The 24,230-nt window shown below is 44.6% G+C and carries 26 protein-coding genes and 1 pseudogene; 17 read left to right on the top strand and 10 right to left on the bottom strand.

Annotated elements, in window-relative coordinates:
* Positions 1-461 precede the first annotated feature (461 nt).
* From H6G17_RS23275 to H6G17_RS23265, 3 genes are all read right to left on the bottom strand, one after another.
* A complete protein-coding gene (locus H6G17_RS23275) occupies positions 462-674 on the bottom strand; it encodes a hypothetical protein (protein ID WP_192160982.1) in 213 nt (70 codons plus the stop codon).
* Between the two features lie 570 nt (positions 675-1,244).
* Complete coding sequence (locus H6G17_RS23270; RefSeq protein WP_192160981.1) at positions 1,245-3,824, bottom strand: TonB-dependent receptor; 2,580 nt, start codon at positions 3,822-3,824, stop codon at positions 1,245-1,247.
* A gap of 270 nt (positions 3,825-4,094) precedes the next feature.
* On the bottom strand, positions 4,095-5,582 hold the full coding sequence (locus H6G17_RS23265) for a CIA30 family protein (protein ID WP_192160980.1): 1,488 nt from the start codon (positions 5,580-5,582) through the stop codon (positions 4,095-4,097).
* A gap of 143 nt (positions 5,583-5,725) precedes the next feature.
* Between H6G17_RS23265 and H6G17_RS23260 the strand changes: the two genes are divergently transcribed.
* Positions 5,726-6,472, top strand: coding sequence for a DUF3598 family protein (locus H6G17_RS23260; RefSeq protein WP_192160979.1), 747 nt, complete (start codon positions 5,726-5,728; stop codon positions 6,470-6,472).
* 2 nt (positions 6,473-6,474) lie between these two features.
* Here the strand turns inward: H6G17_RS23260 and H6G17_RS23255 are convergent, their stop codons facing one another.
* On the bottom strand, positions 6,475-7,302 hold the full coding sequence (locus tag H6G17_RS23255; RefSeq protein WP_192160987.1) for an NAD-dependent epimerase/dehydratase family protein: 828 nt from the start codon (positions 7,300-7,302) through the stop codon (positions 6,475-6,477).
* 87 nt (positions 7,303-7,389) lie between these two features.
* On the opposite strand from H6G17_RS23255, the gene H6G17_RS23250 reads away from it, so the two are divergent.
* The 6 genes from H6G17_RS23250 to H6G17_RS34785 all read left to right on the top strand — a co-directional run bounded on the left by H6G17_RS23250 (position 7,390) and on the right by H6G17_RS34785 (position 13,556).
* A complete protein-coding gene (locus tag H6G17_RS23250) occupies positions 7,390-8,271 on the top strand; it encodes an alpha/beta hydrolase (protein ID WP_192160978.1) in 882 nt (293 codons plus the stop codon).
* A 5-nt stretch (positions 8,272-8,276) separates the two neighbouring features.
* On the top strand, positions 8,277-8,438 hold the full coding sequence (locus H6G17_RS23245) for a hypothetical protein (RefSeq protein ID WP_192160977.1): 162 nt from the start codon (positions 8,277-8,279) through the stop codon (positions 8,436-8,438).
* A gap of 111 nt (positions 8,439-8,549) precedes the next feature.
* Positions 8,550-9,215: a DUF502 domain-containing protein gene (locus H6G17_RS23240; RefSeq protein WP_199197699.1), complete on the top strand. Its 666-nt coding sequence runs from the start codon at positions 8,550-8,552 to the stop codon at positions 9,213-9,215.
* Between the two features lie 106 nt (positions 9,216-9,321).
* Positions 9,322-9,996 carry a transcription antitermination factor NusB gene (gene nusB, locus H6G17_RS23235; RefSeq protein ID WP_192160976.1) on the top strand — a complete coding sequence of 225 codons (675 nt, stop codon included), beginning with the start codon at positions 9,322-9,324 and terminating at the stop codon, positions 9,994-9,996.
* Positions 9,997-10,073: 77 nt separating this feature from the next.
* Positions 10,074-11,720 (top strand): signal recognition particle-docking protein FtsY, encoded by a 1,647-nt coding sequence (ftsY, locus tag H6G17_RS23230; protein WP_192160975.1) that lies wholly within the window; start codon positions 10,074-10,076, stop codon positions 11,718-11,720.
* 438 nt (positions 11,721-12,158) lie between these two features.
* On the top strand, positions 12,159-13,556 hold the full coding sequence (locus H6G17_RS34785) for a PP2C family protein-serine/threonine phosphatase (RefSeq protein ID WP_041462442.1): 1,398 nt from the start codon (positions 12,159-12,161) through the stop codon (positions 13,554-13,556).
* Here H6G17_RS34785 and H6G17_RS23220 read toward each other — a convergent pair.
* Entirely contained in the window at positions 13,549-13,821 is a 273-nt protein-coding gene (locus H6G17_RS23220) for a hypothetical protein (RefSeq protein WP_192160974.1), read from the bottom strand. The two genes, H6G17_RS34785 and H6G17_RS23220, sit on opposite strands and share 8 nt — an antisense overlap.
* 118 nt (positions 13,822-13,939) lie before the next feature.
* Here H6G17_RS23220 and H6G17_RS23215 point away from each other — a divergent pair, with 118 nt between their 5' ends.
* Positions 13,940-14,122: a hypothetical protein gene (locus tag H6G17_RS23215; RefSeq protein WP_041463045.1), complete on the top strand. Its 183-nt coding sequence runs from the start codon at positions 13,940-13,942 to the stop codon at positions 14,120-14,122.
* Positions 14,123-14,278: 156 nt separating this feature from the next.
* Here the strand turns inward: H6G17_RS23215 and H6G17_RS23210 are convergent, their stop codons facing one another.
* A complete protein-coding gene (locus H6G17_RS23210; protein ID WP_165587649.1) occupies positions 14,279-14,437 on the bottom strand; it encodes a hypothetical protein in 159 nt (52 codons plus the stop codon).
* Between the two features lie 394 nt (positions 14,438-14,831).
* Here H6G17_RS23210 and H6G17_RS23205 point away from each other — a divergent pair, with 394 nt between their 5' ends.
* Entirely contained in the window at positions 14,832-15,323 is a 492-nt protein-coding gene (locus H6G17_RS23205) for an NUDIX domain-containing protein (RefSeq protein ID WP_192160973.1), read from the top strand.
* Position 15,324: 1 nt separating this feature from the next.
* Here H6G17_RS23205 and ilvN read toward each other — a convergent pair whose 3' ends face one another.
* Entirely contained in the window at positions 15,325-15,849 is a 525-nt protein-coding gene (gene ilvN / locus H6G17_RS23200) for an acetolactate synthase small subunit (protein ID WP_039716657.1), read from the bottom strand.
* A 475-nt stretch (positions 15,850-16,324) separates the two neighbouring features.
* Between ilvN and H6G17_RS23195 the strand changes: the two genes are divergently transcribed.
* Entirely contained in the window at positions 16,325-16,663 is a 339-nt protein-coding gene (locus tag H6G17_RS23195; RefSeq protein WP_039716656.1) for a phospholipid-binding protein, read from the top strand.
* Positions 16,664-16,720: 57 nt separating this feature from the next.
* On the opposite strand, the gene H6G17_RS23190 is transcribed toward H6G17_RS23195, so the two are convergent.
* Entirely contained in the window at positions 16,721-17,662 is a 942-nt protein-coding gene (locus H6G17_RS23190; RefSeq protein WP_015154367.1) for an alpha/beta fold hydrolase, read from the bottom strand.
* A gap of 357 nt (positions 17,663-18,019) precedes the next feature.
* Here H6G17_RS23190 and infC point away from each other — a divergent pair, with 357 nt between their 5' ends.
* From infC to H6G17_RS23175, 3 genes are all read left to right on the top strand, one after another.
* A complete protein-coding gene (gene infC, locus H6G17_RS23185) occupies positions 18,020-18,556 on the top strand; it encodes a translation initiation factor IF-3 (protein WP_015154368.1) in 537 nt (178 codons plus the stop codon).
* 567 nt (positions 18,557-19,123) lie between these two features.
* A complete protein-coding gene (locus tag H6G17_RS23180) occupies positions 19,124-20,020 on the top strand; it encodes an EamA family transporter (RefSeq protein WP_192160972.1) in 897 nt (298 codons plus the stop codon).
* 45 nt (positions 20,021-20,065) lie between these two features.
* Positions 20,066-21,055, top strand: a complete 990-nt coding sequence (locus H6G17_RS23175; RefSeq protein WP_192160971.1) for a zinc-dependent alcohol dehydrogenase family protein — start codon at positions 20,066-20,068, stop codon at positions 21,053-21,055.
* 4 nt (positions 21,056-21,059) lie between these two features.
* On the opposite strand, the gene H6G17_RS23170 is transcribed toward H6G17_RS23175, so the two are convergent.
* The gene (locus H6G17_RS23170; protein ID WP_192160970.1) at positions 21,060-22,043 is read right to left on the bottom strand and encodes a YegS/Rv2252/BmrU family lipid kinase; all 984 of its coding nucleotides are present in this window, start codon (positions 22,041-22,043) and stop codon (positions 21,060-21,062) included.
* 97 nt (positions 22,044-22,140) lie between these two features.
* Here H6G17_RS23170 and H6G17_RS23165 point away from each other — a divergent pair, with 97 nt between their 5' ends.
* Entirely contained in the window at positions 22,141-22,398 is a 258-nt protein-coding gene (locus tag H6G17_RS23165) for a chlororespiratory reduction protein 7 (RefSeq protein WP_192160969.1), read from the top strand.
* Between the two features lie 101 nt (positions 22,399-22,499).
* Here H6G17_RS23165 and H6G17_RS23160 read toward each other — a convergent pair.
* Positions 22,500-22,658 (bottom strand): annotated as a pseudogene (locus H6G17_RS23160) (type II toxin-antitoxin system HicB family antitoxin); the annotation flags it as partial.
* A gap of 421 nt (positions 22,659-23,079) precedes the next feature.
* On the opposite strand from H6G17_RS23160, the gene H6G17_RS23155 reads away from it, so the two are divergent.
* From H6G17_RS23155 to H6G17_RS23145, 3 genes are all read left to right on the top strand, one after another.
* Positions 23,080-23,277 carry a hypothetical protein gene (locus H6G17_RS23155; protein WP_192160967.1) on the top strand — a complete coding sequence of 66 codons (198 nt, stop codon included), beginning with the start codon at positions 23,080-23,082 and terminating at the stop codon, positions 23,275-23,277.
* On the top strand, positions 23,274-23,459 hold the full coding sequence (locus tag H6G17_RS23150; protein WP_192160966.1) for a hypothetical protein: 186 nt from the start codon (positions 23,274-23,276) through the stop codon (positions 23,457-23,459). The genes H6G17_RS23155 and H6G17_RS23150 overlap by 4 nt, the downstream gene beginning before the upstream one ends.
* A 106-nt stretch (positions 23,460-23,565) precedes the next feature.
* Positions 23,566-23,769, top strand: a complete 204-nt coding sequence (locus H6G17_RS23145; RefSeq protein WP_192160965.1) for a hypothetical protein — start codon at positions 23,566-23,568, stop codon at positions 23,767-23,769.
* The last annotated feature ends 461 nt before the right edge of the window (positions 23,770-24,230 follow it).

The following is a 24,230-nucleotide window of genomic DNA, read 5'->3' as shown; positions in this document are numbered from 1 at the left end:
GGTATCATCAATCGTTAACATTTATTATTTCTATTCAGCTCAAAAGTTATCACATTTTGGGCTGCTTTTTTATGGCGATTTCTTAACATTCAACACTTCTGCCCAAGATGCTAATAGATCGTTTTCATTTTTGACTTGTCCTTGCAAACTACTTAAGTGAGACATGAAAAATTGTTTAATATTTGTCATGGTTCTGCTTGCATAGGTTGCTAAGTGAATAATAGAGCAAGATCGCTTTGACTAGCAACTAGCTCAAGAGTGAAAAGCACTATAAAATACTTGTATCCATTAAAACAATAATTACCGAGTCAAAAATAGAACTTGAATCTTTAGTAATATCTGTTTATGGCAATTTAATCTCAAATAATATTTATCAACTGTCTATAGAAATATTCCCTTTTTCACGAATAACAAATGCTTGTCTTAAGGTGGGCAATGCCCACCCTACTCACTCACTAACTTTAAAAAAGAGGATTGTTAGAAACTTGACACTCAGTCCATGCTGAATACAAGTCTTCTTCTATGACTCCTCGCTTACCAATAATTTCAGCATCATGCACTAATACTTTAAGCGTTGTTACATAAACGCCATTGAGTATCTGGTGTCCGTAACCAATTACCCTACCTATCTGTCCCGTATTCTGATGAACTACATACTCTCCTACGTCGAACATAATTTTCTCGCTCGATCGAAGTACATAGGTACTCTATCATAGCCGCGATCGCCACAAGTTGTTGACCAGTTAATTTCAGTCTTATAGACGATCTCACTAATACTTATGAGAGACTTTGATGTAAATTTGCTGTGTTTATTTGAATACAAAAGAAAGCAATTATTTTTAAAAAATGATTTATGTGCGGTTTCCCTAAGTACAGCAAGAATGACAAGTTTCGCTAGGGCTATAAGCAAAAATACTAGTGTATTTCATCACGCTTTAACTTAAAATTTCCCTCTCTCTGGTTAGAGGAAGAAGCGCCAAAAAGTAGTTAATTTAGTTATAAGCCGTTAGGAAGAAGCAAGTAACAATACTGGAACAGTACAGATTGTTTTGTATTGCTAACACAGATATTTATTTTTTTGAATTGCTATTGACTTAGCAGTTCAAAATTTTTAGTGATATAGAAAAGCTAAAAATATTTATTAGAAATTGGGATTTACGATGTTTTCTTGCATCAAAAATCCCAAATTTAAAATTAGATCGCTCAAGTGGGTCTAGAAGCGTAGATTAGTACGTCCTGAGTTTTTACCAATCAATCGAATATTTAATGCTAACAGTTCTACCTCTAGCAGCAGAATAAGCCGAATCGTTAGCTTGAATTTGGGAAACAATCGGGAAATATTGATTATCGAACAAGTTTTCCACTCCAATTTGTAAAGTTCCAGCATCTCCCAGTTGAATGCTGCTGATGTAGTCTACAGTCAAGTAACTTTCTACTTCCCTTCTGCCAAAAGCAACGCTGTCACCAAACACATCGCGATCGCCAGAAAATAATGCTTGAAACCGATTGCGCCAACCTGGGGAAGTTTCATTCTCGACATAAGCTACAACTTTTAAAGGCGGAATCCGAAAACCATCCAAAGCTGTATACTCTCCATCATCAGCCAGATCGATTTCACCCCCTTGTAAAGTGACAGAACCGCCAAGTTGCCAGCGATCGCTTGGTTGCACGTCTACAGCAGCTTCTACACCATAAATCCGTTCTGGGGCGCGCAGTACGGTTCCTGGTGCGGTAAAAGTCGTACCTAATTCCGACTCATTGTAGAAAGCAGATAAAGACCCTTGGATCGTCTCCCATTGTCCGCGCAAACCAATTTCGTAACTATCAACTTGCTGTGGTTCTGGATTAAGCGACTCGACATCAAATCCTGGTTGAGCATTTCTTAAAACTAAGCCGATATCTGCTAGCGAGAAACCTTGGGCGAAATTCGCAAATACGTTTATCTCTTCTGTCAGGAAAAATACTGTACCAATGTTGAACAGCGTCGCGTCAAAATTGAGATCGCCCCCAGGAATTACCGTATCGGGATTGGCTAAAGTCGTGAAGTCATCCACGCTGACATCGGCATTTTCGTAGCGCACACCGCCATTGACGATAAAGCTATCGCTCACATCCCAGGTTAACTGGGCAAATAAACCCAAACTATTGAGTTCTAGCGGCGGTGTCCAAGTCCGTTCGCCTGTAGGGAGAAAATCTAGACCTCCACTGGCTTCAAAAGCGGCGCGATCGAAGGTTGTCACTGGTTGCACGGTATCTTCGTTAAAGTAGTCTACACCCCACAACAGCCTTGCTGCCCCTTTGTTAAATAAAGGCGTTTCAATTTGCAAGCGTCCGCCAAACCTTTCCGATTCCACCCGCGACTGATAAATCTGATTGCCCAAGTTCCTAAAATTTCTGCCATCAAAGGGAAAAAACTCAGTTAAATAATCTCGGTAGTACAGTTGAGCCTGCACGTTGCTACCCAACAGGTTTTCGTGGCTGTACTGCAAATTCAGCAGCGTGTTCCGAGTACCTGGAAGCTCGTCTAAGTTCAATCCTTCTAGAGTGCGAGCTTTTTGTCTGCCTGGTAACAAGTTGACACTGGGATCGGTAGTAAAGTCCGTATCTTGAGTATCATCAAAGTGGTTGAACGTCAACTGGAGACGCTGTTGTTCGTCTAAATTTACGCCCAACTTACCAAAAAAGTTGAGTGTTTCCGCATCAGAAAAACCACCTTGAGCATTCGGATCGGGAGGAATGCGATCGCCCTCGGCATCCAAAAAACCGCCTGTAGTCGTCAGCGAACCACTTATGGCAAAATCGAGATTATCCTCAGTGCCAGAAATCGCATGTTGCAGGTTATAACCTAAACTATCGCCTGATAAATCTCCCAAAGCTCCACTTATGCCAATTTGAGTCTGAGAAGCTAACCTCTCCTCGCTTGGCGTGCGCGTGATGATATTGATGACACCACCCGTTCCACCATCACCATAAATCGCCGAAGGACCCCTTACCACTTCAATTCGTTCGATCGCCGAAGGATCGATCGTGCGCAAATCGCGCTGCGCATTTCGCGAAGTCGATTGCGGAATGCCATCAATTAAAACTTGCACGTTGCGTCCCCGTAGAGTTTGCCCAAAGTTACTGCTGCTTTGAGTTGGAACTGCTAAGCCAGGAACCAACTTACCGAGAATTTCTCCTACATTTTGGGACAGTCTTGTTTGTTGTTCAATTTGTTCGCGGTTAATTATCGTCACCGATCGCGGTACGTCCTGCGGTTCTTCTGCCGTCCGCGTTGCCGTCACAGTAATTTCCTGTGCTGGCTCGCCTTCTGTAATCGTCTCTGTTTCTGTTGGGGTTGGCGCTGTTGGTGCGGCGATTGCAGGCGCAACGGTGACAACCAAGCCGTTTTGACTTGGTACAACTTCTGCTGTGGGTGCTGCCGTCTCTCCCACGAGTTGAACTCTGACACGATTAGCATCAATCTGAGTCACTGTAACGAGACTGATTCCCTGGGCTGGGTTTTCTGCCCGATAATCTCCCTCTGGTAACGCCAGCCTTGCTTGAGGGAGATCGGCGATCCAATTATTATCGTCAACCGTAGGTGTAGCCACTGGCAATTGTTGCCCGCCTGCCGTTTCTAGGATAAGTTCTAGCCCTTGAGGAGTCGAATTCAGTCGTACACCCGTTACCTCAATTGCCTTCTCTGCACCGCTACGCTGCTCTTGGGGTACATTTTGAGTATAAGTGGATACTGATGTAAGTTGCGCTTGAGCGATCGCGGGAACGAACGTGGCGATCGCGCCTACTAAGCTTAGTACAGATAGTAATTGCAAATTTGACACAATAACTCCTCACTCACAAATCATCATGTGACTTGCTAATTTACTTCTTTCGAGAGATGCAAGATTCGATTTTGCGTTATTCTGAAGTAAATACTTGCTTTTTTGCTAGTAAATTTACTGAAACTAATTTTCAATAATACTACTCAAGCAATAAAAATCAGCAAGAAATTTTCTCAATAAATAGAGATAATCTCATAGAAAGTATAAAATTCCCCCCTTTTTAAGGGGGGTTAGGGGGGATCGAGATCTCAAACTTCCAGCGCGTAACTCTCAATCGCGTTTTAAACGAGCCAACAAATTCTGCCAATTAGCAGCAAAAGCACCGTAGTTGGGATCGGCTTTGACTTCAAAAGTCAAGTTACCATCCTGGGGTTGCTCCACGACTCGAACGCAGAGTTCAGCAATTGAATCGCGGCTGACTTTACCTTTAATATTATCCCCTTGGTCGAAAACCAAAGGCTGTATTTCAGGTTCTTCTGTCAGGGCGCACGGTCTGATAATTGTATAAGGAACGCCACTTTCTCTCACAGCTTCCTCACCACGCCATTTCCAAGTTAAAATTCCTCCCAATTGGTCATTTAAACGTACGGCTGGCGGTTCTTCCTCTAAATTAATTCCTGGACGATTGGGACGAGTGACACCAGCGGAACTGACTAGAATAAATTGGGGTTTTGCACTACCATACGCGCCAATTGACTCGACTTGCAACGCGAAACCACCAGGAGAAAACTGCGGATTGAGTTCGCCATTGTATTCAAATTTGCTCAACATTAATTGCAACGAGCGAATTTTGGTAGTATCAATCGCTGGAGCATCTGATATTGTTTTTGCCCGAAATACTGCTGTTAATTGGTTAAATGGAATTCGTACCGTTATCCACTCATTGGCTACAGTATCAAAAGAATACGAATAAGCCATTCCATCCCAACTCGATTCCGTGCGCAGGAAAAATTTGTAGCGCTTACCGTCTCCCCTGACTCGCAGCGTTACGCCTTCGTAGCCAGATAAATCTAGTGGCGAAGTAAAATTTTTCGTTCTAACAGAAGCAAAGCCGCCGGAGTTAGCTGTAGAAACATTACCTGTAAATAAAGCCGTCCCTTCCACAAACCGAATCTCGCTTTGACTGACACCACCCATGACGACATCATCCACAGCACCCCAAATCTGTTGTAGTTGGGGAGTTGGCTGAGTAAAATCAAAGACGATTTTTTCACCACTGGGGTTTTGACTCCAATATTGAGCTGCCGCTTGGACTAAATTTTTTACCCCTAAATATTCCACCCGTTCTGGAGTATCGCCGACGATTTCGGGTTGGTAGAATTTAACGCCTTGATTATATTTTTCTCTGTCTGGGGTATCGCCGCCAACTGGTTGTACTCGCACTGCCGTACAGCAAATGACAGCACGGACGTTTGCCATCATCTCTGGTGTTAGAGTTTCCGATTTGGTAATGTCGCCGACATAGGTTTCTACATTGTTGCCCAAAATCGAACTTGCTTTATCTTTATCTCGAACGAGCGATCGCACCTGATATCCTCTTTCTAACAGCCGTTGTACGACTCGCTTACCTACGCCACCCGTTGCGCCAGCGACTAGGATAACTCCCACTTGCTTACCTCCAGATAAATAATTTTCGGGTTTGTCAGCCATACCTGGGAGTATCTGTTTTAACCAACTCCAGCCAGGAATCGCCTCGAAATAGGCTAAAGTGCGGATGAATCTACCTGCATCCCAGCCAGTACGATTTTTTTCTGTCATAGCTTGTTCCTAGTCAGATCGCGAGCAGCTATCTCTATTTTGGTAACAAATCGCGCCGAGATGATTAAGCCTTTGGTACAAATCTTGAATGGAGTAGGGCGATCGCGGTATTTATATGAGGATAAAGATTTAAGAGTTTAATTATGCCTATAGACATTCAAGAACAAAATTGGAATAACTTTTGCGCTCACCATTTACATGATTGGCATGGAATTTGGACGAGTTATTCTGCTCAAGGAGAGGTCAAAGATTCGTTTCAAAGTTTGAGAAGTTTTCGTGCCAACTTAGAAAAAACTCAAATTACACATACAAATCGATATATTTATGCAGATGGGAAAATCGAGGAAAAAACTTGGCAGTTACAAAAGCCATTTCTTAGATCGATTTTTTTTCCTCAAGGTGCTGGGGCTTTTCATGCTGAGAAACTAGTAGCTGACTCTTTTTTTGCAGTAGAATTCTTTTTCATTCACAAAAACTTACGGCATAGCGCGATCGCGGCTTATACTGATGGTACTAACTTAACTAAAATATTGAGTATTCGCGAAGACTCTACAGGCTTTCCCAGTCAACATTGGTCTACCAATCTTGATTTAGTATCGGAAAGAAGTCTGAGTGAAAATTGGACGGGAACTTCAGTTACGATGACACCCGATTTAAAAGTTTCACCTGCGGTTCCAGCTAACTTAAATTGGCAGATAGAAGGGAATGAATCGTTCTTTTTTCCCGACGAGATTTCTTTAAGTTGTCCCAGACAAGTTGAGGTGGGAAAACCAATTGTAATCGCTACTACTTGGTTGGTTAATTCAAGTTATCTGCAACAGATTACAATTCACTATGACGAAATCGGAGCATTTCAAAGCTTAAACTTTGCAGAATTTACCCATGTCTAGTCCTAAATCAAAACTTCTGGGTGAATAAAACTGTATCCTGCGGTTTTGAGTTTCCGATTCGATACCCTGGCATTGTAAGGACGGGTTTCTGACAATTCAGGATTCCACGTTACTTCAGAAAGGTTATAGCGATCGCATAAATTTTGCAACAAATCGCGAGATAATGGGGGTTCATCGCCTACCAAATTATAAATTCCCTCTAATTGCCTTTCTGCGGCAAAGGCGATCGCGCCGACAATATCATCAAGGTGAATCCAATTCGTATAGGTTTGCCCGTTCCCTGGACGAGTTGTACCAAATGCACGACTGAAGATTTTTGTCAATTCACGCCCTTCACCGTAAATTCCTCCCAAGCGTAAGATACAGACTTTCAATTTGTCACTCGCAGCGCAGAGCAATACTTCTTCTGTCTCTGCCAAAACTTGTCCGTTTTGATTTGCTGGCGTTAAAGGTGATTCTTCGTCTACCCATGCCCCATTTTTATCGCCGTAAACAGAATAACTCCCCGTATAAATAATTTGTTTAACAGCAGCTTGTGGCAAAACTTGAATTAAATTCTTGGCAGTTTGTAGGTAAGTAGATTCGTAGCTATCAGCTGCAAAAAATTTAGGTGCAATGCTCACAATGACAATATCTCGATCTTGGATGGCTGACAAAAGAGTAGCTACATCATCTCCTTTAGCTATGACAACTTGCTGAGCAAATTGTTCTAACTCGCTCATTCGTGCCTGAGTTGTCGTGGTTGCGGTAATCTGATACTTACCATCCTGCTGCCAGTGACGCGCGATCGCCTTACCGACATAACCACAGCCTATAATTGCTACCTTCACAGTTTGCATTCAATCTCTCTAAAAAGTCAAAAGTCAAAAGTCAAAAGTCAAAGTACTGAAATTAAGCGCGTTCAAATTCAAACTGACATGAATCAATTTCAACCTCCTGGCTTTGGAAAACAGGCGATCGCCACCTCTTTAGGATCGATGACTTACTACACCCAAGTAGCCGCACCTTGGCTATCCTCATCCAGTCATGAATTACCTCGCCTAGTCTTTCTACACTGCTTTGGTGGCGGTGCATCAGCTTACGAATGGTCTAAAGTTTACCCTGCATTTGCCAGCGAATACCAGATTCTTGCAGCCGACTTAATTGGTTGGGGCGAATCAGCGCATCCCGTGCGAGAATATCAAATTGCCGACTATCTCACTACAATCGCTGAATTTATTCAAGCTTGCCATCCTCCCATCAGGGTAGTTGCCTCTTCTTTAACAGCAGCATTAGTAATTCGCCTTGCCGTTCAGCGTCCCGAATTATTTCAATCTCTCTTGCTCATCTGTCCCTCTGGGTTTGACGACTTCGGCGAAGGTGCGGGACGCAGACTACCGCTACAGTTAATTAGTACGCCCTTACTCGATCGCCTAATTTATGCCATAGGTGCAGAAAACGAAGTCTCTGTGCGTAACTTTCTCCAACAATTTCTCTTTGCCAAACCAGAACGAGTCACGCCAGAAATGGTAGCAGCCTATCTCACTTCTGCTCAAAAACCCAACGCCGAATACGCTGCCCTTGCTTTTCTCAAGGCTAATCTTTATTTTGACTTGGCTTTGTACGTACCGCAGCTAACCGTCCCCACAGCGATTTTGTGGGGAGAGCAAGCACAATTTACCAAAATAGGCTCAGGAAGACGCTTAGCAAAGCTGAATCCCCGATCGATTATTGCATTTGAGGCGATCGCCCATGCTGGTGTTTTACCACATTTAGAAACCCCAGAAATCGCGATCGGCTTGTTACAGAAGTATTTGTAGGAGTGATGCGTGGAGTGGAGGGACAAGGGGGACAAGGGGGACAAGGGGAGCAGGTGGGCTTCAGGTGCAACAACCACCCATTACCTATTACCCATTACCCATTACCAACTACCAACTACCAACTACCACATGCAATATTTATTTACAGAGTCAACAAAATATTATAGAGATATGCCTATTTATAAAATTGCTTCCCCCCAATTAGGGAAAAACAGGAAAAGAGGCTTGCTAAAGTCAATAGCCAGACAAAGGAGAGTCAGCAGCTTGTGCTTGAAAGGTTGAAACAGGATCTAAAAAATGACCTGATTGCAGGATTATTGGTCGTCATTCCCTTAGCTACGACAATCTGGCTAACGATCGCCGTTGCTAGTTGGACGATCGAATTTCTGACGCGGATTCCCAAACAACTGAATCCGTTAGATGAAATGAATCCCTTCCTGGTGAATCTCATCAACTTAGCAGTAGGTCTAACAGTACCGCTGCTGTGCATTTTAGCAATCGGCTTAATGGCACGCAATATCGCCGGACGCTGGCTGCTCGATTTCGGAGAACAATTATTACAAGCCATTCCCTTAGCTGGAGCAGTTTACAAAACCTTAAAACAATTGCTCGAAACCCTGCTCAAAGATTCTAATGGGAAGTTTCGGCGCGTTATTCTAATAGAGTATCCTCGGCGGGGTATATGGGCGATCGCCTTTGTCACTGGGATTATGAGTCATGAAATTCAATCTCACATGAATCGCCCCATGCTGAGCGTATTTATTCCCACAACCCCCAACCCAACCACCGGATGGTATGCCATTGTTCCAGCAGACGAAGCGATCGACCTATCCATGTCCGTTGAAGATGCCTTTAAAGTCATTATCTCTGGTGGTATTGTTTCCCCCAATGCGCCCTTACCCCCACTTTTGCTAGATCGCCAAGGACAAGCGATTAATCAGTGAATAAAGGGAGCAGGGAGCAGGGAGCAGGGAGCAGAGGGGCAACAACCCCACACCCCACACCTCACACTCTACAACCTATTCATCACGCACCACGCACCACTCCCTTATGAAAGCACGAAGTATTGCTCGCGAATTGGCTCTGCTTAGTTTGAGCCAACTGCCTAATTCCTCAGAAAAATTGGAAGCGCAACAACTATCTAATTTGTTAGTTGCAGCCGTCAGAACTTTGACAACGGAAGTAGAAGATGCTCTAGAGACGGCTTCTGGAGAAGTTCAGCGGGCAAACGATCGCCTCTTGACGAGCGAAACCCGTGCTAACGATGTCCAAACAGCCAGAGCTATGTTGCAGGATGGGATTCAATTGACTCAAAGTGCAATTAATCGCCTTGCTACAGCCATGCAACTACCAGAAATGATTCAATCAGCCACGGCAGCAGAACCAAATTTTGATGTCCGTCGTTACGCTCTAACACTTGTGAATACAGTCAATCAAAACCGAGCTGAAATTGATGAAATTTTAGAACAGGCTTTAGTAGACTGGCAATTAAATCGACTAGCGCGGATCGATCGCGATATCCTACGGATTGCAGTAGCCGAAATTGAATTTTTAGGTTTTCAAGATCGGGTTAGTGTCGCGATCGATGAAGCAGTAGAACTCGCAAAGCGGTACAGTGGAGACGAAGGATACAAATTTATCAACGGCGTTTTGCGCCGCGTCACCGATCGCTTAAAACAAAAAGAAGTCGGAAGTCGGAAGTCGGAAGTCAAGAGTCAACAGTGACTGCTCGTGCGCTCCCTGCTCCCTGCTCCCTGTTCCCTGTTCCCCGTTCCCTGTTCCCTGTTCCCTGATAACTGACAATGCCTTTTAACTGGTTCCGCCGCAAACACGATGAATCTTCTACTCCACAAGAGGAGCAACCTGCTACTCCAGCACCGGAGCAACCAGCAGACGTATCCCAGGAACAACCGGCTCAAGATGCAGCAGTAGATTATCTCAGCTTTGCTAAAGCAGCCTATAAAAGTATTCAAGAAAGGCAGCAGCAAGCTCCAGAAAAGAGAGCTGAGGAAGCTGAGGGAGCTGAGGAAGCTGCTGAGTTAGCGGCATCCGAAGCAGAAGCTTTAGACACACAAGTAGAGCGACTTGTCAAGACGGAAGAGCCAGTTACGGCAGAAACAGCCACGCTAGCAGAACCGATCTCGACTGAGGAAATAGCTGGAACAGAAGCATCGGCGATCGCAGAGGAAACTACTACAGCAGAAACACCAATAGAAGCAACTGTACCAGAGGAAATTGCAGTAGAGGAAATTGCGGCAGAGGAAACAATACCAGAGGAAACAGCGAGCGTACCTTTTTGGGCAAGAGCAGAAACAGAGCGTCAGGCAAGGTTGGAGAGGCTAAAGGCAACTGCGATCGAGGAACCAGAATCAGAAGTTTTACAGCCAGTGACGGCAACAGAAGTTACTGCAACTACAGCCGATACTGACTTGGCTCCTGACTTTGCTTTTGATGAAGGATTTTTGTGGTCGGCGGAGGTTCTGGCGGCGCAAGGACGGCGACCAGAAGATATTTCGCTCGAAGAAATTACTTGGTTGAAAAAGCTGCGGCAGGGTTTAGGCAAAACGCGCCGTAACATTGTCAACCAGTTAAAATCAATTGTCGGTCAAGGACCGCTGAACCAAGCAGCGGTGATGGAAATTGAAGCTCTGCTGCTGCAAGCGGATGTTGGAGTGGAAGCGACGGACTATATTATTGAAGCCTTGCAAAATCAGATCAAGCAAGCAGCTTTACCCCCAGATGCCGCGATCGCTTATCTGAAAAAGATTCTCCGAGATATGCTCGATCGCCCCCTGCAAAATTGCAGCCCTGTTTTTGTTCCAGAAAAAGATAAACTCAATATTTGGTTAATTACCGGAGTCAATGGGGCAGGTAAAACCACAACTATCGGCAAACTCGCACATATTGCTCACAAATCCGGCTACAACTGCTTAATTGGGGCAGCAGATACCTTCCGCGCCGCTGCCGTAGAACAAGTGAAGGTATGGGGCGCAAGGAGCAATGTCGAAGTGATTGCCAACCCTGGTAAAAATACCGATCCAGCTGCAGTGGTATTTGATGCGATCGCTGCCGCACAAGCACGCAACACAGAATTACTACTCGTCGATACAGCTGGAAGATTGCAAAACAAGAAAAACTTGATGGACGAACTCAGTAAAATTCGCCGCATTGTTGATAAAAAAGCCTCCGATGCCCGTGTAGAATCTTTACTCGTCCTCGATGCTACCCTGGGACAAAACGGCTTGCGACAGGCAGAAGTGTTTGCCCAAGCAGCTCAACTCAGTGGTGTAGTCTTAACTAAACTTGATGGCACGGCTAAGGGTGGCGTGGCTCTAGCAGTCGTGCAGCAACTCAATCTCCCAATTCGCTTCATCGGCGCTGGAGAAGGCATCGAAGATCTGCGTCCTTTTTCTAGCTACGAATTTGTAGAAGCACTGATCGGAACCTGACTAGGGCTAGGGGAAGAAAGAGAAAACTAAGGGACAAGGAAGACAAGGGGGACAAGGAAGAATTCACCTGTTCATTCCCTACTCCCTGCTCCCTACTCCCTCTAAATTCAGTAATACTTCGACAGCAATTGTATTGAATTTTAAGTTAAGATATCTCAACTTAACCTATCGATCTTGCCTATGTGTAAAAGTCAATAAAATGCAGCAACTAACTTAGTTTTAGTAAAATCCAAAATTAAAATTAAAATTTTTCGGTAACTTTGCTGTCAAAGAATCTATACTAACAGGAGCAAAAGGGGGTAAAACACACTTTTTTTAGTGTAGCTGTAGGTATATCCTTCAAAAGACATTGCTAAACTACTTAGCTATTGGTTCTAGAACTCTTACTGCCTAACTTGATGGCTCACGACTACTCTCTAACATAATAAAACTAAACCCGTGTCTGTGCCTCAACCGCCCTTCCAACCCACCGATCGAACTAGCAGCGCCGCTACTGATGTTAACCCAGTTGTAGCGCTCAAAGAACTAGTGGCGCGCCTGTATCGGGAACAGAATAAGGTACAAGATTTGCTGAGTTCCTTGGGATTTGCCCTCAGGAGCTTCAATAATTTGAATCAGTTTCTCGAACTGATTCCGTTAATAGCAACACGGGTAACGGATGCGGACGGCGGGGTATTATTCCTCTACAAATCCAACGGTCAGGTGAGCTTGGAAAAGCTACACTGCCAAGATATTCACCAACGCAAACAAATCCGTAAAGCTTTAGAAACCGCCACGAGTGCCGTCACCACTGCACTTACAACAGCCCAAATCGTTCCTGCTACGGCAACTTTAGATGCTCAAGTCAGTCATCACTTAGGATCGCAAATACAGTTATTTGGTACGACAATTTTGGTCAAGCAGGCAGAACGAGGAAGACTATACGTCTTTAGCAGCGATCCCGAATATACTTGGACGGAAACCAGACAGAAGTTAGTCCGACTTGTTGCCGACCAAACAGCAGTAGCAATTGAAAATGACGAACTAAAAGTAGAACTACGCAAAAAAGAGCGTCTAGACCGCGAGTTAGAAATTGGAGCAGAAATTCAATTACGACTTTTACCTCGCCAATGTCCTAACGTCCCTGGGGTATCTCTAGCGGCGAGATGTCAGCCAGCAAACCGCGTTGGCGGAGATTACTACGACTTCATCCCGATCGAGCGCGACTTGAATCAAGCGGACGGTAAAAGTAGCAACCCTGATAGTTGCTGGGGCTTAGTAATTGGTGATGTGATGGGCAAAGGGGTTCCAGCCGGACTCATCATGACTATGACGCGGGGAATGTTGCGTGCTGAGGCATTAAACGAACATTCTCCAGCTCGAATCTTGCAGCATTTGAATCGGGTCATGTATACCGATTTAGAAAATTCCCATCGTTTTGTCACTTTATTCTATTCAGAATACAACCCACAGACGCGCAGGCTGACTTACAGTAATGCAGCCCATCATCCGCCCTTATTATGGCAAGCAGCTACAAAAACAGTGAAGCGCCTAGATACTTTAGAGGGCATGTTGATCGGGCTTGAAGCTCATAGCAATTACGAAGATGCTCAAGTTCAGTTAGAACCAGGAGACACAATTATTTACTATACAGACGGGTTTACTGATGCTGCTAATCAAAGAGGCGATCGCTTTGACGAAGAAAGGCTAGAAGGCGAATTTAAATTTGCTTGTCGTCACTGTCAAGACCCCCAAGCAATTCTCGAATATCTTTTCGCTCAAGTTCACAAATTCATCAGTGGCGCAACTAACCAAAATAAAGACGATATGACTTTGGTAGTGATGCGAATCAACTAGTAGTTGGTAGTTGGTAGTTGGTAATTGGTAGTTGGTAATTGGTAGTTGGTAGTTGCACCTGAAGCTCACCTGCACACAAAGCCCACCTGCTCCCTGCTCCCTGCTCCCTGTTCCCTGATAACTGCTCCCTGCTCCCTGCTCCCTGCTCCCTGCTCCCTGCTGATAACTGCTCCCTGCTCCCTGCTCCCTGATAACTGATAACTGCTCCCTGCTCCCTGATAACTGAACACTGGTCACTACCAATTCTATGTGTTACGACAGTCATGAACTTATGCTGCCTTTAGAAGGCAAATACTCAGCTAGGAGATTGACTCGTTATGGTTGTCGGTTCAGTTCTTCCACTCACTACTTGGTTTTCCCACTACACTCAAGTTTTGAGTTCTATGTCTCAAATACTTTGGCACTTGCCTTGGCATAGTACGCTAGCTCAAAGTATCAAAGATCCAGATCTGTTAGGTCAATGGCAGAAAGCTTTCGATCACTTTATTCAAACAGGGCAAGTATGGGCTTTGCTAATCGGGATTTTTATTGGCTTTTTAGTCAAAAGCATGACTAGCTTTGGTTAACAGCGATCGGTGACCAGTGACCAGTGACCAGTGTAAAGATGTTACATGCAACATTTTTACACTGTGTCAGCAACCGAGATTGTGAATAAGAACCAGGGTCTTTGTTCTTTACAGAAAGCTTGGTTGTGGCTGATAACTGATAACTGTTAACTGGTCTTAGTTACTAGCTGCTGTATCCTCATCTTCCTCAGCCTGTGGTTGAGGTTGATTTCTACGATTCTGCATCCGACCCGTAGTTGCACGTTTACGAAACTTACGGGCATATGCCTGATTCCGTAGCGCCTTTTCTTTTTTTTGGTTACGGCGCTTAGCCATGTTCACCTCATTATTTGTAGACAACAAAACACCACCCCTAGAGTTCCTAGAGGCGATTGGACTCACCGACATCAGCGGTATTTTCCCAGCTTAGCGGATTAATGTCATAAGTATAAACCAATCGGACTGTAGTAGTCAGCTAATTCCAACTTAGCACGCGCGATCGCCACCATTTGCATTAAGAAACATTAATGAATCTCAATAGTTAATCTCGGGAAAAAGCTATAGCTAAATACAGCTCTGGGCATAGTTTTGAGTTGTAGATCGATAAATGATAAGATGAATTTAAACTATATTAAGACATTATCAAAAGCTGGGATAGACTATCTGTCTGGGGTTTCACCAAATTTTTTCAGCATATGAAAATTTATAAATTTTAACTAACGGTTAAATAGTGATTTTTTCTAGTTTTAAGACGATCGCCCAACCCCTACGCCGCTGGTGGCGATTTATTCAAACTGTCATCGGCATCATATTTCGTCATCCCGTCCCAGGCACGAGTATCATTCCCATCTTGCCTGATGGTCGGATCGTTTTGATTCGCCGTCGTGATAATGGGCTGTGGTCGCTACCAGGAGGGATGGTAGATTGGGGTGAAGATGTGGCTACGGCAGTCAAACGAGAATTAGCCGAGGAAACGGGGCTGGATTTAGTCAAAATTCGGCGACTGGTAGGAGTTTATTCCGCACCCGATCGCGATCCGCGCATTCATTCGATTTGTATTGTAGTTGAGGCAGATGTCACAGGCAGGATGAAAGTCCGCGATCCATTAGAAGTGATGGAAGTTCGTGCATTTCCTCCTGGCGCTTTACCTCCCGGTCAACTTGCCCACGACCACAGCCAACAATTACAGGACTATTTTGCCGGATTGACGACTTTAGCCTAACTCATGACACTTTTGCCTCGACTTGAGACTTGAGATATTCCGTATTGACTCCCGACTCTCGCACGAGGGCAATTTTACCTGTACGGGCGACCTCTCGCAGTCCAAACTTTTGTAATAACTGCACGATCGCGACAATTTTACCAGGGTCGCCGACAACTTCTAAGGTGAGGGAGTCTTCAGCCACATCGACCACTCTAGCGCGAAAGATCTGAGCGATTTCAATCACTTCCGAGCGATTAGAGCTGGTAGCACTCACTTTAATCAACATCAATTCCCGCTCGACACAAGGAACTTCAGTGATGTCTTGGACTTTGAGGACGTGGACGAGCTTATATAACTGCTTGGTCAGCTGTTCGATGACGCGATCGTCCCCAGGGACTACCATTGTAATTCGAGAGACTCCGTTTTGCTCCGCTTGACCGACAGCAAGGCTTTCAATGTTAAAGCCACGACGGGCAAATAAACCCGCAATGCGGGTTAGTACCCCCGCTTCATCTTCCACTAGAACTGAAAGGGTGTGTTTCATTTTTAATGGTTGATGGTTGATGGTTGATGGTAAACGCTGGCGCTACAATGCGTGAAGATGGTTGATGGTTGATAGTTGCTACTCACTGCTCTCTACTTTCTGTCCGATCGCTAAAATCAATCTGTTCAGCCTTATATTCTATCTCGATCTATCTCGTCTTTCGCTCTCAACAAATGTTTTCTAGCTGAAAAAAAGGCGCGTGTCGTTGCAGGAGTTACGCGCTTGAAGCTAGACTCGCTCCCCCTAGCCTTCCTCAAAAAGGGAGTTGGGCGATCGCTAAGTAGATAATGAGACTTGCAGCGCAATTGTAGGTTAAAAAGTAGCTAAAAAAATTAAATTTAACTTAATTAAACTTCAATTCGTAGATTTACTCTTAAGATGATCGACTTGTGACTATATCTTCTTTCGGGTAGGTGTGGCGATCGCTACGCAAACTTACACTGAGAGCAGCTAATTACTCAAGGAGAAAAAATTTATGGGTTGGTTACAAAGACTGTTTGGCATGGAAAAACCGCAAAACGCTCAAGTTAATCCTACGCCACAGGCTGCTGCTGCCACTGAATCAGTTCCTCCCGAGCGTCTAGGATTGAATGGAGAATACGATCAGAGTGGTTTAGCTAAGCGTGTTGCTTTGGCATTTGATGAAGACCAAAGCTTAACTGACGTTGATACTCTCTACGTAGCTCAAACGGGCAGTACCGTGGTTTTAAAAGGCAAGGTTCCCAGCCAAGATATTTTGCAAAAAATGGTTTCTGTTGCCAGAAACGTTCAAGGCGCAACTGACGTAACTACCGATCAAGTCAGTATCGGATAAAAACTGATGGCTGATTGTTAATGGTTAATGGCGATACAAACAATTAACCATTAACAACTAATTATTAACTTTGTATAGAGCAAGATCGGGACGGGCAAGGAAAGAGTCGATCCAGTTCAAGACTGCTTGGTTGACTTCTTCAGGACACTCATCATGAGCGAAATGTCCTGCATTTTCTAAAATTAGAAGCTGCACGTTAGGATTGTAAGCAGCAAACTTGGGAGCGAAAGCGGGTGGAATCATGCGGTCTTGCTGTCCCCAAATCAGTAGGATGGGAATGTTTAGATTTGGCAAGATGCTCTTGACTGAAGGATCGAATTGAGAATCCAACATCGCTTTTAGCGTGGCATAGAAAGCTTGTGCCGAACCTCGGTCTTGAGCTGGTCCTAACAAAATATCTACTAATTCATCAGTTACGGCTTCAGAATTAGCATATGCAATGCCTGCCCAACGCTTTACCACTTGGGGGCGGCGGACAATGCGAAAAATGGTTTTAATTAATAGGGGTGAGGTGAAGAGATTTTCGATCGCGGCGATCGCGGGACGTAAAATCTTAGGTATGGCTTCCTGTCGGATAGATAGATCGGGAAGACTGAGCATTACAATACCCTGCACCATATCAGGATGCATAGCTGCCGCTCTCAGCGACACTAGCGAACCGATAGAATTACCAACTAAGACGACTGGATGCTGAATAAACGTGCGCCAGAAATCGTAAACTTGTTCTACCCACAGTTCTACCTTGTAGCTTACTGGAGCTTTTTCCGACGCGCCAAACCCCAACATATCCAGCGCGTAAACTGTGTGCTGTTCACCTAGCACGGCTAAGTTTTGTCGCCAATGACCGATTGACGTGCCAAAGCCATGCAGTAAAATTATTGGTGTTGTCTGAGGCTGGGGTTGTTCTGGGCGAATAAAAGTGTAGCGAGTCTGCCAGCCACGCCAAATCCAGTCTCTTTGACTGCCTACCCGTTGCTGCCAGTGTAATAAGGTATCCACGCTTGTTTTGGTCAAGTTGAATAAAGTTATAAAATCTCTAAATTATTTTAACAATTGAGCTGTTTTGATGGGAGGCGATCGCATCTATCCTGATAAGTTAAGGCGATCTTAACAAATGGATGGCGATCGGAGTTCGCAAATAGAGGAATTTCCCTACCCCTAACTAGCAGAAAAAAGTGCTATCGTGAATTGCAAGTACTAAGAAAGCCTGCTGTTTGCTATGGATTGTAGACTCTACTAGTTACGTTTCCGAAAGCCGATTGTTTGGTGTGAAGGTATACATAGTTGTCTTAGTCTAATAGTTGCTCAAGCTGGATTCATCCCAGTTATCTAACAAACAGTTGCTAATAATCCTATATGCCTGTGATTGAAAAAAGAAGACCCACAAAAGATTTACCCCAAATTAACGAACGCATTCGCTTCCCTAAGATTCGAGTCATCGATACTGATGGCAGTCAGATGGGAATTTTAACCCCCTACGAAGCACTGCAAATTGCTGAGGAAAAAGAGTTAGACCTCGTTCTGCTCAGCGATAAAGCCGATCCGCCTGTGTGCCGAATTATGGACTACGGCAAGTATAAATTCGAGCAGGAGAAGAAGGCGCGGGAAGCTCGGAAGAAGCAGCATACGGCTGACGTGAAAGAAGTGAAGATGCGCTACAAGATTGAGGAACATGACTATCGAGTGCGCGTCAATCAAGCCGAACGCTTCTTGAAAGATGGCGATAAGGTGAAAGCAACTGTGATGTTCCGAGGTCGGGAAATTCAACACAGCGATTTGGCAGAAACCCTACTCAAGCGGATGGCGACGGATCTGCAAGAGGTGGGAGAGCTACAACAAGCGCCGAAAAAAGAAGGGCGCAATATGATGATGTTGATCTCTCCGAAGAAGTAGATCCCCCCAACCCCCCGATAAATTGGGGGGCTTTTGATTTGCGACCGCACGTTAGGATGGTAGATTTGCGTGCGATCGCGATTTTGTTTTAACGTATCTCTTCTGGGATAAATAACAGGCTATTAGCTAGATCTAACCAGTAGGGAAAGCGGATTGAACTACAAATAATTCCTTCTAGTTGGTCTATCTGAAATATTTTTACTAGCTGCCTTCCTTTAGTTACAAATAATGGACTAATCCAACAACTGCTATAGTATGCGACTAACAAAATAAGTAACCAGCCAAAAATCTGAAGTACAATAAAACCTTGCCAAATTAGAAAAAACCCAAATAGAAAAAATATAAAGCTAAAAATTTTAAACGGCATATTTTGAAGAGTTATGAAAAATTATTATATAATTTATTTTGCTATTTCAGATAGAATCGATCGTCTTACCTAGTAGAAAAACGTAAAATTTCACTGTACTAGAATAAAATTCCTAAATCCGTACCTTCCGCGATCGCCAAATTATTAGCTAAACCTGAAAGTATTCCCTACGGTGCGCCAGGAAAGAGGAAGTTGCAAGGGTGAGACAAAATCAAAAAATTCGCGGCATCGATCCTGAATTATTGGGATCGATCTATGGCTTTGTGGGGGTATTTGGCTTTAGCTTAACACTACCAGCAACCCGGGCTGCCGTTACCGATTTTGACCCCAATTTTGTTGGTTTAGGAAGGGCGATTGTCGCAGCATTTTTGGCAATGTTGGTTTTAAGAACGACTCGTCAACCCTTACCTAACCGCCGCCACTGGAAAAGTTTAGCGATTGTCGCTGCGGGGGTGGTTTTAGGATTTCCCTTACTCTCGGCTTGGGCAATGCAACAGCTACCAGCTGCCCACGGCGGAGTCGTTCTAGGACTGATGCCTTTAGCAACAGCATTAGCAGGCGCATGGCGATTAGGAGAACGCCCTAGTTTAGGCTTCTGGATTGCCAGCGTTGCAGGTAGTAGCACCGTCGTCCTATTCGCCATCATTTCGGGTGCAGGACAAATGCACTGGGCAGATTTGGTTTTACTTGGCGCGGGTTTAGCTGCGGCTGTAGGTTATGCCGAAGGGGGACGGTTGGCGAAAGATTTAGGCAGCTGGCAAGTGATTTGTTGGGCATTAGTGTTTACAGCCCCAATATTAGTCACACCAACCGCGATCGCAGTTTACCAGCATGAATTAACTGCCTCCCCTGCTGCTTGGATGGGGTTTGCCTACGTCAGTATTATCAGTCAGTTGCTTGCCTTTTTTCCTTGGTATCGCGGACTAGCTTTAGGTGGTGTCGCCAGAGTCGGACAAGTTCAACTTTTACAACCATTTTTGACAATTTTCGCCTCAGCACTCTTACTTGGTGAGACAATTACACCTCTAACCCTAGTTGCTGCAACTATAGTAGTGATGACAGTGGCATTAGGTAGGAAGTCAAAAGTCAAAAGTTAAAAGTCAAAACCATTACCTATTACCAACTACCAATTACCAACTACCATGAAAGCCCAAGCGATCGTCTCTTTTGGCGAACCAAGTGTCTTCCAAACTATAGAATTACCTAAACCAGAAGTTATTCCTGGTCACGTTTTGATTCGAGTTGCAGCTACCAGCGTTAATCCAGTTGATTTTAAACTGCGACGAGGGGCAATGCCCGCGATCGCGCCTGAATTCCCTGCCGTGTTGCATGGAGATGTTGCGGGAGTAGTAGAAGCAGTGGGGGAAGGAGTTACCACTTTTAAACCTGGGGATGAAGTCTACGGCTGTGCAGGCGGATTTAAAGGTATGGGTGGCGCTTTAGCAGAATATATGCTAGCCGATGCCGATTTACTTGCATTAAAGCCCAAATCGCTTTCAATGAAAGAAGCTGCTGCTTTACCATTAGTCGCAATTACAGCCTGGGAAAGTCTAATTTATCGCGCCAAAATCCAGCCAGGACAAAAAGTACTAGTTCATGCTGCAACTGGAGGAGTCGGTCATATTGGCATTCAATTGGCAAAATGGGCGGGGGCAAAAGTTTATACTACAGTTTCTAATGAAGAAAAAAAGGCGATCGCCCACCACTTAGGAGTCAATACAGTCATCAATTATCGTCAGCAAACCGTAGAAGAATACGTCGCAGCATACACTTCAGGCAAAGGCTTTGATGTAGTTTTCGATACAGTTGGTAAAGACAACCTCGATCGCTCTTTCGCTGCGGCAGCAATGCACGGTACAGTAGTTTCCATCTCTACCCGTTCTACCCACGACCTCAGCCCCCTCCATGCCAAAGGACTAACCTTACACGTCGTTTTCATGCTCCTACGTATGTTATACGGCACGGAACGAGCCGAACATGGCAAAATCCTCTTCAACGTCGCCAAACTCGTAGACCAAGGTACAATCCGCCCCTTACTCGATCCTAAATCCTTTCGTTTCTCTGAGGTCGCAGAAGCCCATCGCTACGCCGAATCAGGTCAAGCAGTCGGGAAAGTCGTATTGGAAGTGTAAGTTTTTAATCCGCAAACCCCACAACCACTTTATTTTCCACAATCAAATCTGGCAGTCCTTCCAGTTTTTCGGCGGCTGAGGGTGGTGCTGCTTCCTTTGGGACAAAAATCGTCAGTCCATCTGGAATGCATTTGACATCAATTGGTGTCTCACCAATGATTTCGCCATCTAAAACAACTTTTTGCGGCGGATCGGTGCTGATCTTGACTCGTTCGGCGCGTAAATATCCTACGTCATCTCGTTCGGCTGCATTCTCATTTAAAGCTGTAGAGAGTAAGTGAAAAGAAGCCGCGATCGCTCCGGCGCGAGTTGTAGAAGAAACTACGGTAACATCTAATAGTCCGTCATCAAATACTACCCCGTCTGGACCTTGAGCTAAGACCGAGGTAGGTGGTGCGGCGTTGGCTACGGTAATTGCAGCAGCCGTGACGTTGATAATTCTGTCTTCTGTCTCAATTTCTGCTGTAAAGCTTTCCAATTCGCGCAACTGTTGCAGTCCAGCCATGACGTAAGCTAGCATTCCAAATCGCTTTTTCGCCTGACGATCTGCTTTTTCTACCGTTTCTGCCTCAAACCCGATGCCAGCTAGCAATACCATTGGGCGATCGTTGCACAAAGCCGCATCAACTTTGCGCGTTACTCCTCCTAAAATCATCTGACAAGCAGCTTCGATTGTGTCTGGTAGTTCTAAAGCTGCGGCAAAAGCGTTAGCCGTACCGCGAGAAATAACACCCAAGGGAATATCTGTTCCCACTACAGCATCAGCCGCCGCTGAGAGAGTACCGTCGCCGCCAGATGCGATAATAACTTTTGCCCCATCTGCGATCGCTTCTCTGGCGATTTCATCCGCGTCCTTTTCTGCCGAAGTCATCCGAATATCTAAGTCAAACTCCGGTTCTAGTAACTCTCTAATTTGCGCTAGATCTTGTTTGGGGTTACTTTGACCAGCCACAGGGTTGAATACTAAGCAAGCTGTCTTTCGGGTCATAAAATCTTCCGATTCGGCACTCAGATAGTTGCGTTTTCTTTTAAACTAGCAGCTGAAACACGCATTTTGTCACTATATCCTAAGTTACAATTAATTTATGACAGACCCTTTAATGTATCAAGAGGATCACTTTGTTGTTCTAGAACCCAACCAGCCAGAACAGTTTCTTACAGCTGCCGAATTGTTGGAAAAACTTAAAGATGTGTTGAGTCAGAGGCAACAGAATTTGCCTCCAGAGTTGCAAAAGTTCAACTCTATTGAAGCTCAAGCCAAGCATTTGATTGATACAAGTTGCGATCTAGATTTAGAACCAGGGCAGTTTTTGCAGTGGTATGCCGTGCGGTTAGAAAAGTGATACTTGTGGTTGTGAAGTGAGGTTGCGATCGCCTTATTTATCTTAATTCATCAAACTCTTCTTTAGCAATATCCAGTTGCTTAAGAATCTCAGAGAACAGCTTCTTCTTGAATCATTTCAAACACAAATGCAAGTTCAGTACGCGCTTCATCTGGTGTTTGTCCCCAAGCATGACAGCCAGAAATTGCTGGTACATAAGCCACAAATGTACCATTATCATTATGACGAATAATAATAGTGTAGTTTTGTAGCAACTTCATAAATCAACTAAAGATAGGAAAATATTTCTAGTTTAGAATAGCGATCGCATTTGTAGGGATAGGGTTGCGATCGTACTTCCATCCACAATTCATCTAGTCAGTTCATTCCGAGTTCTTGAAGTTGTGGTTCAGCGACTTGGTATTTTTCTGAATCTTTAGATTTTCTGAGCTTTTGTTGGTTTTTTGTCACCAGTTTGTCACTACAGTACAGGTAGGCTGGTAATTAAATACAGCGATTCAGAGATTGCACCAAGCCTGAGCGAATAAAATTCGCGCCGATAAAAACAAAGTCCACTGGCGCGGACTGACGGAAGATTTAGGTTTTAACCCTTTTCTTGCGGGTTTTGCTGTGCAAGATCTGAGGCGAGCAAAACCTGTACTAAAGCTAATCAAGTTTAACCCGAGGTGACGACAATGATGCTTGATTTTAACAATGTTCTGTTGGCGATCGCGATCGCTTGTATTGCCAGTACGGTCTTGTGTTGGGGACTTTGTTGGACGCTGCCCAGAACTAAAAGGGCTTAGACACGATCGCTTCCATCCCTTGCGAGTCGAAGCGATCGCCCTTTCATCTCCTGAACGATCGATTTCAACAATCCCATTGGAGGAACTGCAATGAACTGCAAATCCAATTCCAAAACCACTCAACCCACCGTGCAAGCGGATACGGCGACCAACTGGCAGAACTGCGTCGAAGACCTCAGCAATGACCCTCAAGCAGATGTCAGTAGTGGGGCAATACGCTACGTGACCGATGAGGCAGAGTGGCAAAAATCGTGCAGCAATATTCTGCTCTTATGATGGGCTAAAGAAAGCGCAAAGCTGAACTGCGATCGCTTCCTCTCCTCAATCACTGAGGCGATTGCTCCCTTCCTCAACATCAACCTAACAACACAGGAGAAATCCCATGAAATCGACCAACAATGCTCAAACGACTGAAGCTATGGACCAGAAGGCGATCGCTTCCAATTGGCAAGACTGCATCGTGGAAGAATTGAGCGATGAAACGGCATCAGCTTTTCGTGGAGGATGGAAAATAATTACCGCAGCTTCAACCAAGCCTATATCACTAGAGGAATACTACAAACTTGCAGGTTTTTGGGGTGGTTAATTTCCGCTAATTTCTAATACTATTCCACTCAAACTATGTTATGGACGAGGATCTCTTGCCCCCCTTAAAAAGGGGAATTGGGGGGATCTTTCTGTCTTACTCAAAAAGTAAACTAGTATATATAGACGCAAGAAGTCTCGATCGCGCCGAGAACACCGATTCAATGCAAAGTGGCGCGATCGCACCGAAAGCAAACCTCAAGCAATTGGTTTAATGTTGAGCGACAGTTAGCTCATACGGGTGCAGTGTCGCTATTGCAGATTGAGGAAAAAGGGAAGCCTTCAAAGCCGCCCAAGCTATGCTAGAGCGCACCGGAGTGGGACTCAATCCCAGTGCAAATAATGCGACGATTCTGTCTGTACAGTAATTGTAGTATACAAACTTATGATAGCTATAGTTACTTGGATTATCTTCGTTCCATATTCATTGATTTGAACTGGAAAACTGACGACTTCCTCCAC

This window comes from Chroococcidiopsis sp. [FACHB-1243], from assembly GCF_014696895.1.
In the GTDB taxonomy this organism is placed as follows: Bacteria; Cyanobacteriota; Cyanobacteriia; order Cyanobacteriales; family Chroococcidiopsidaceae; genus Chroococcidiopsis.
Note: the sequence above shows the minus strand (reverse complement) of the source record. Positions and strands in the feature narration are given on the sequence as shown.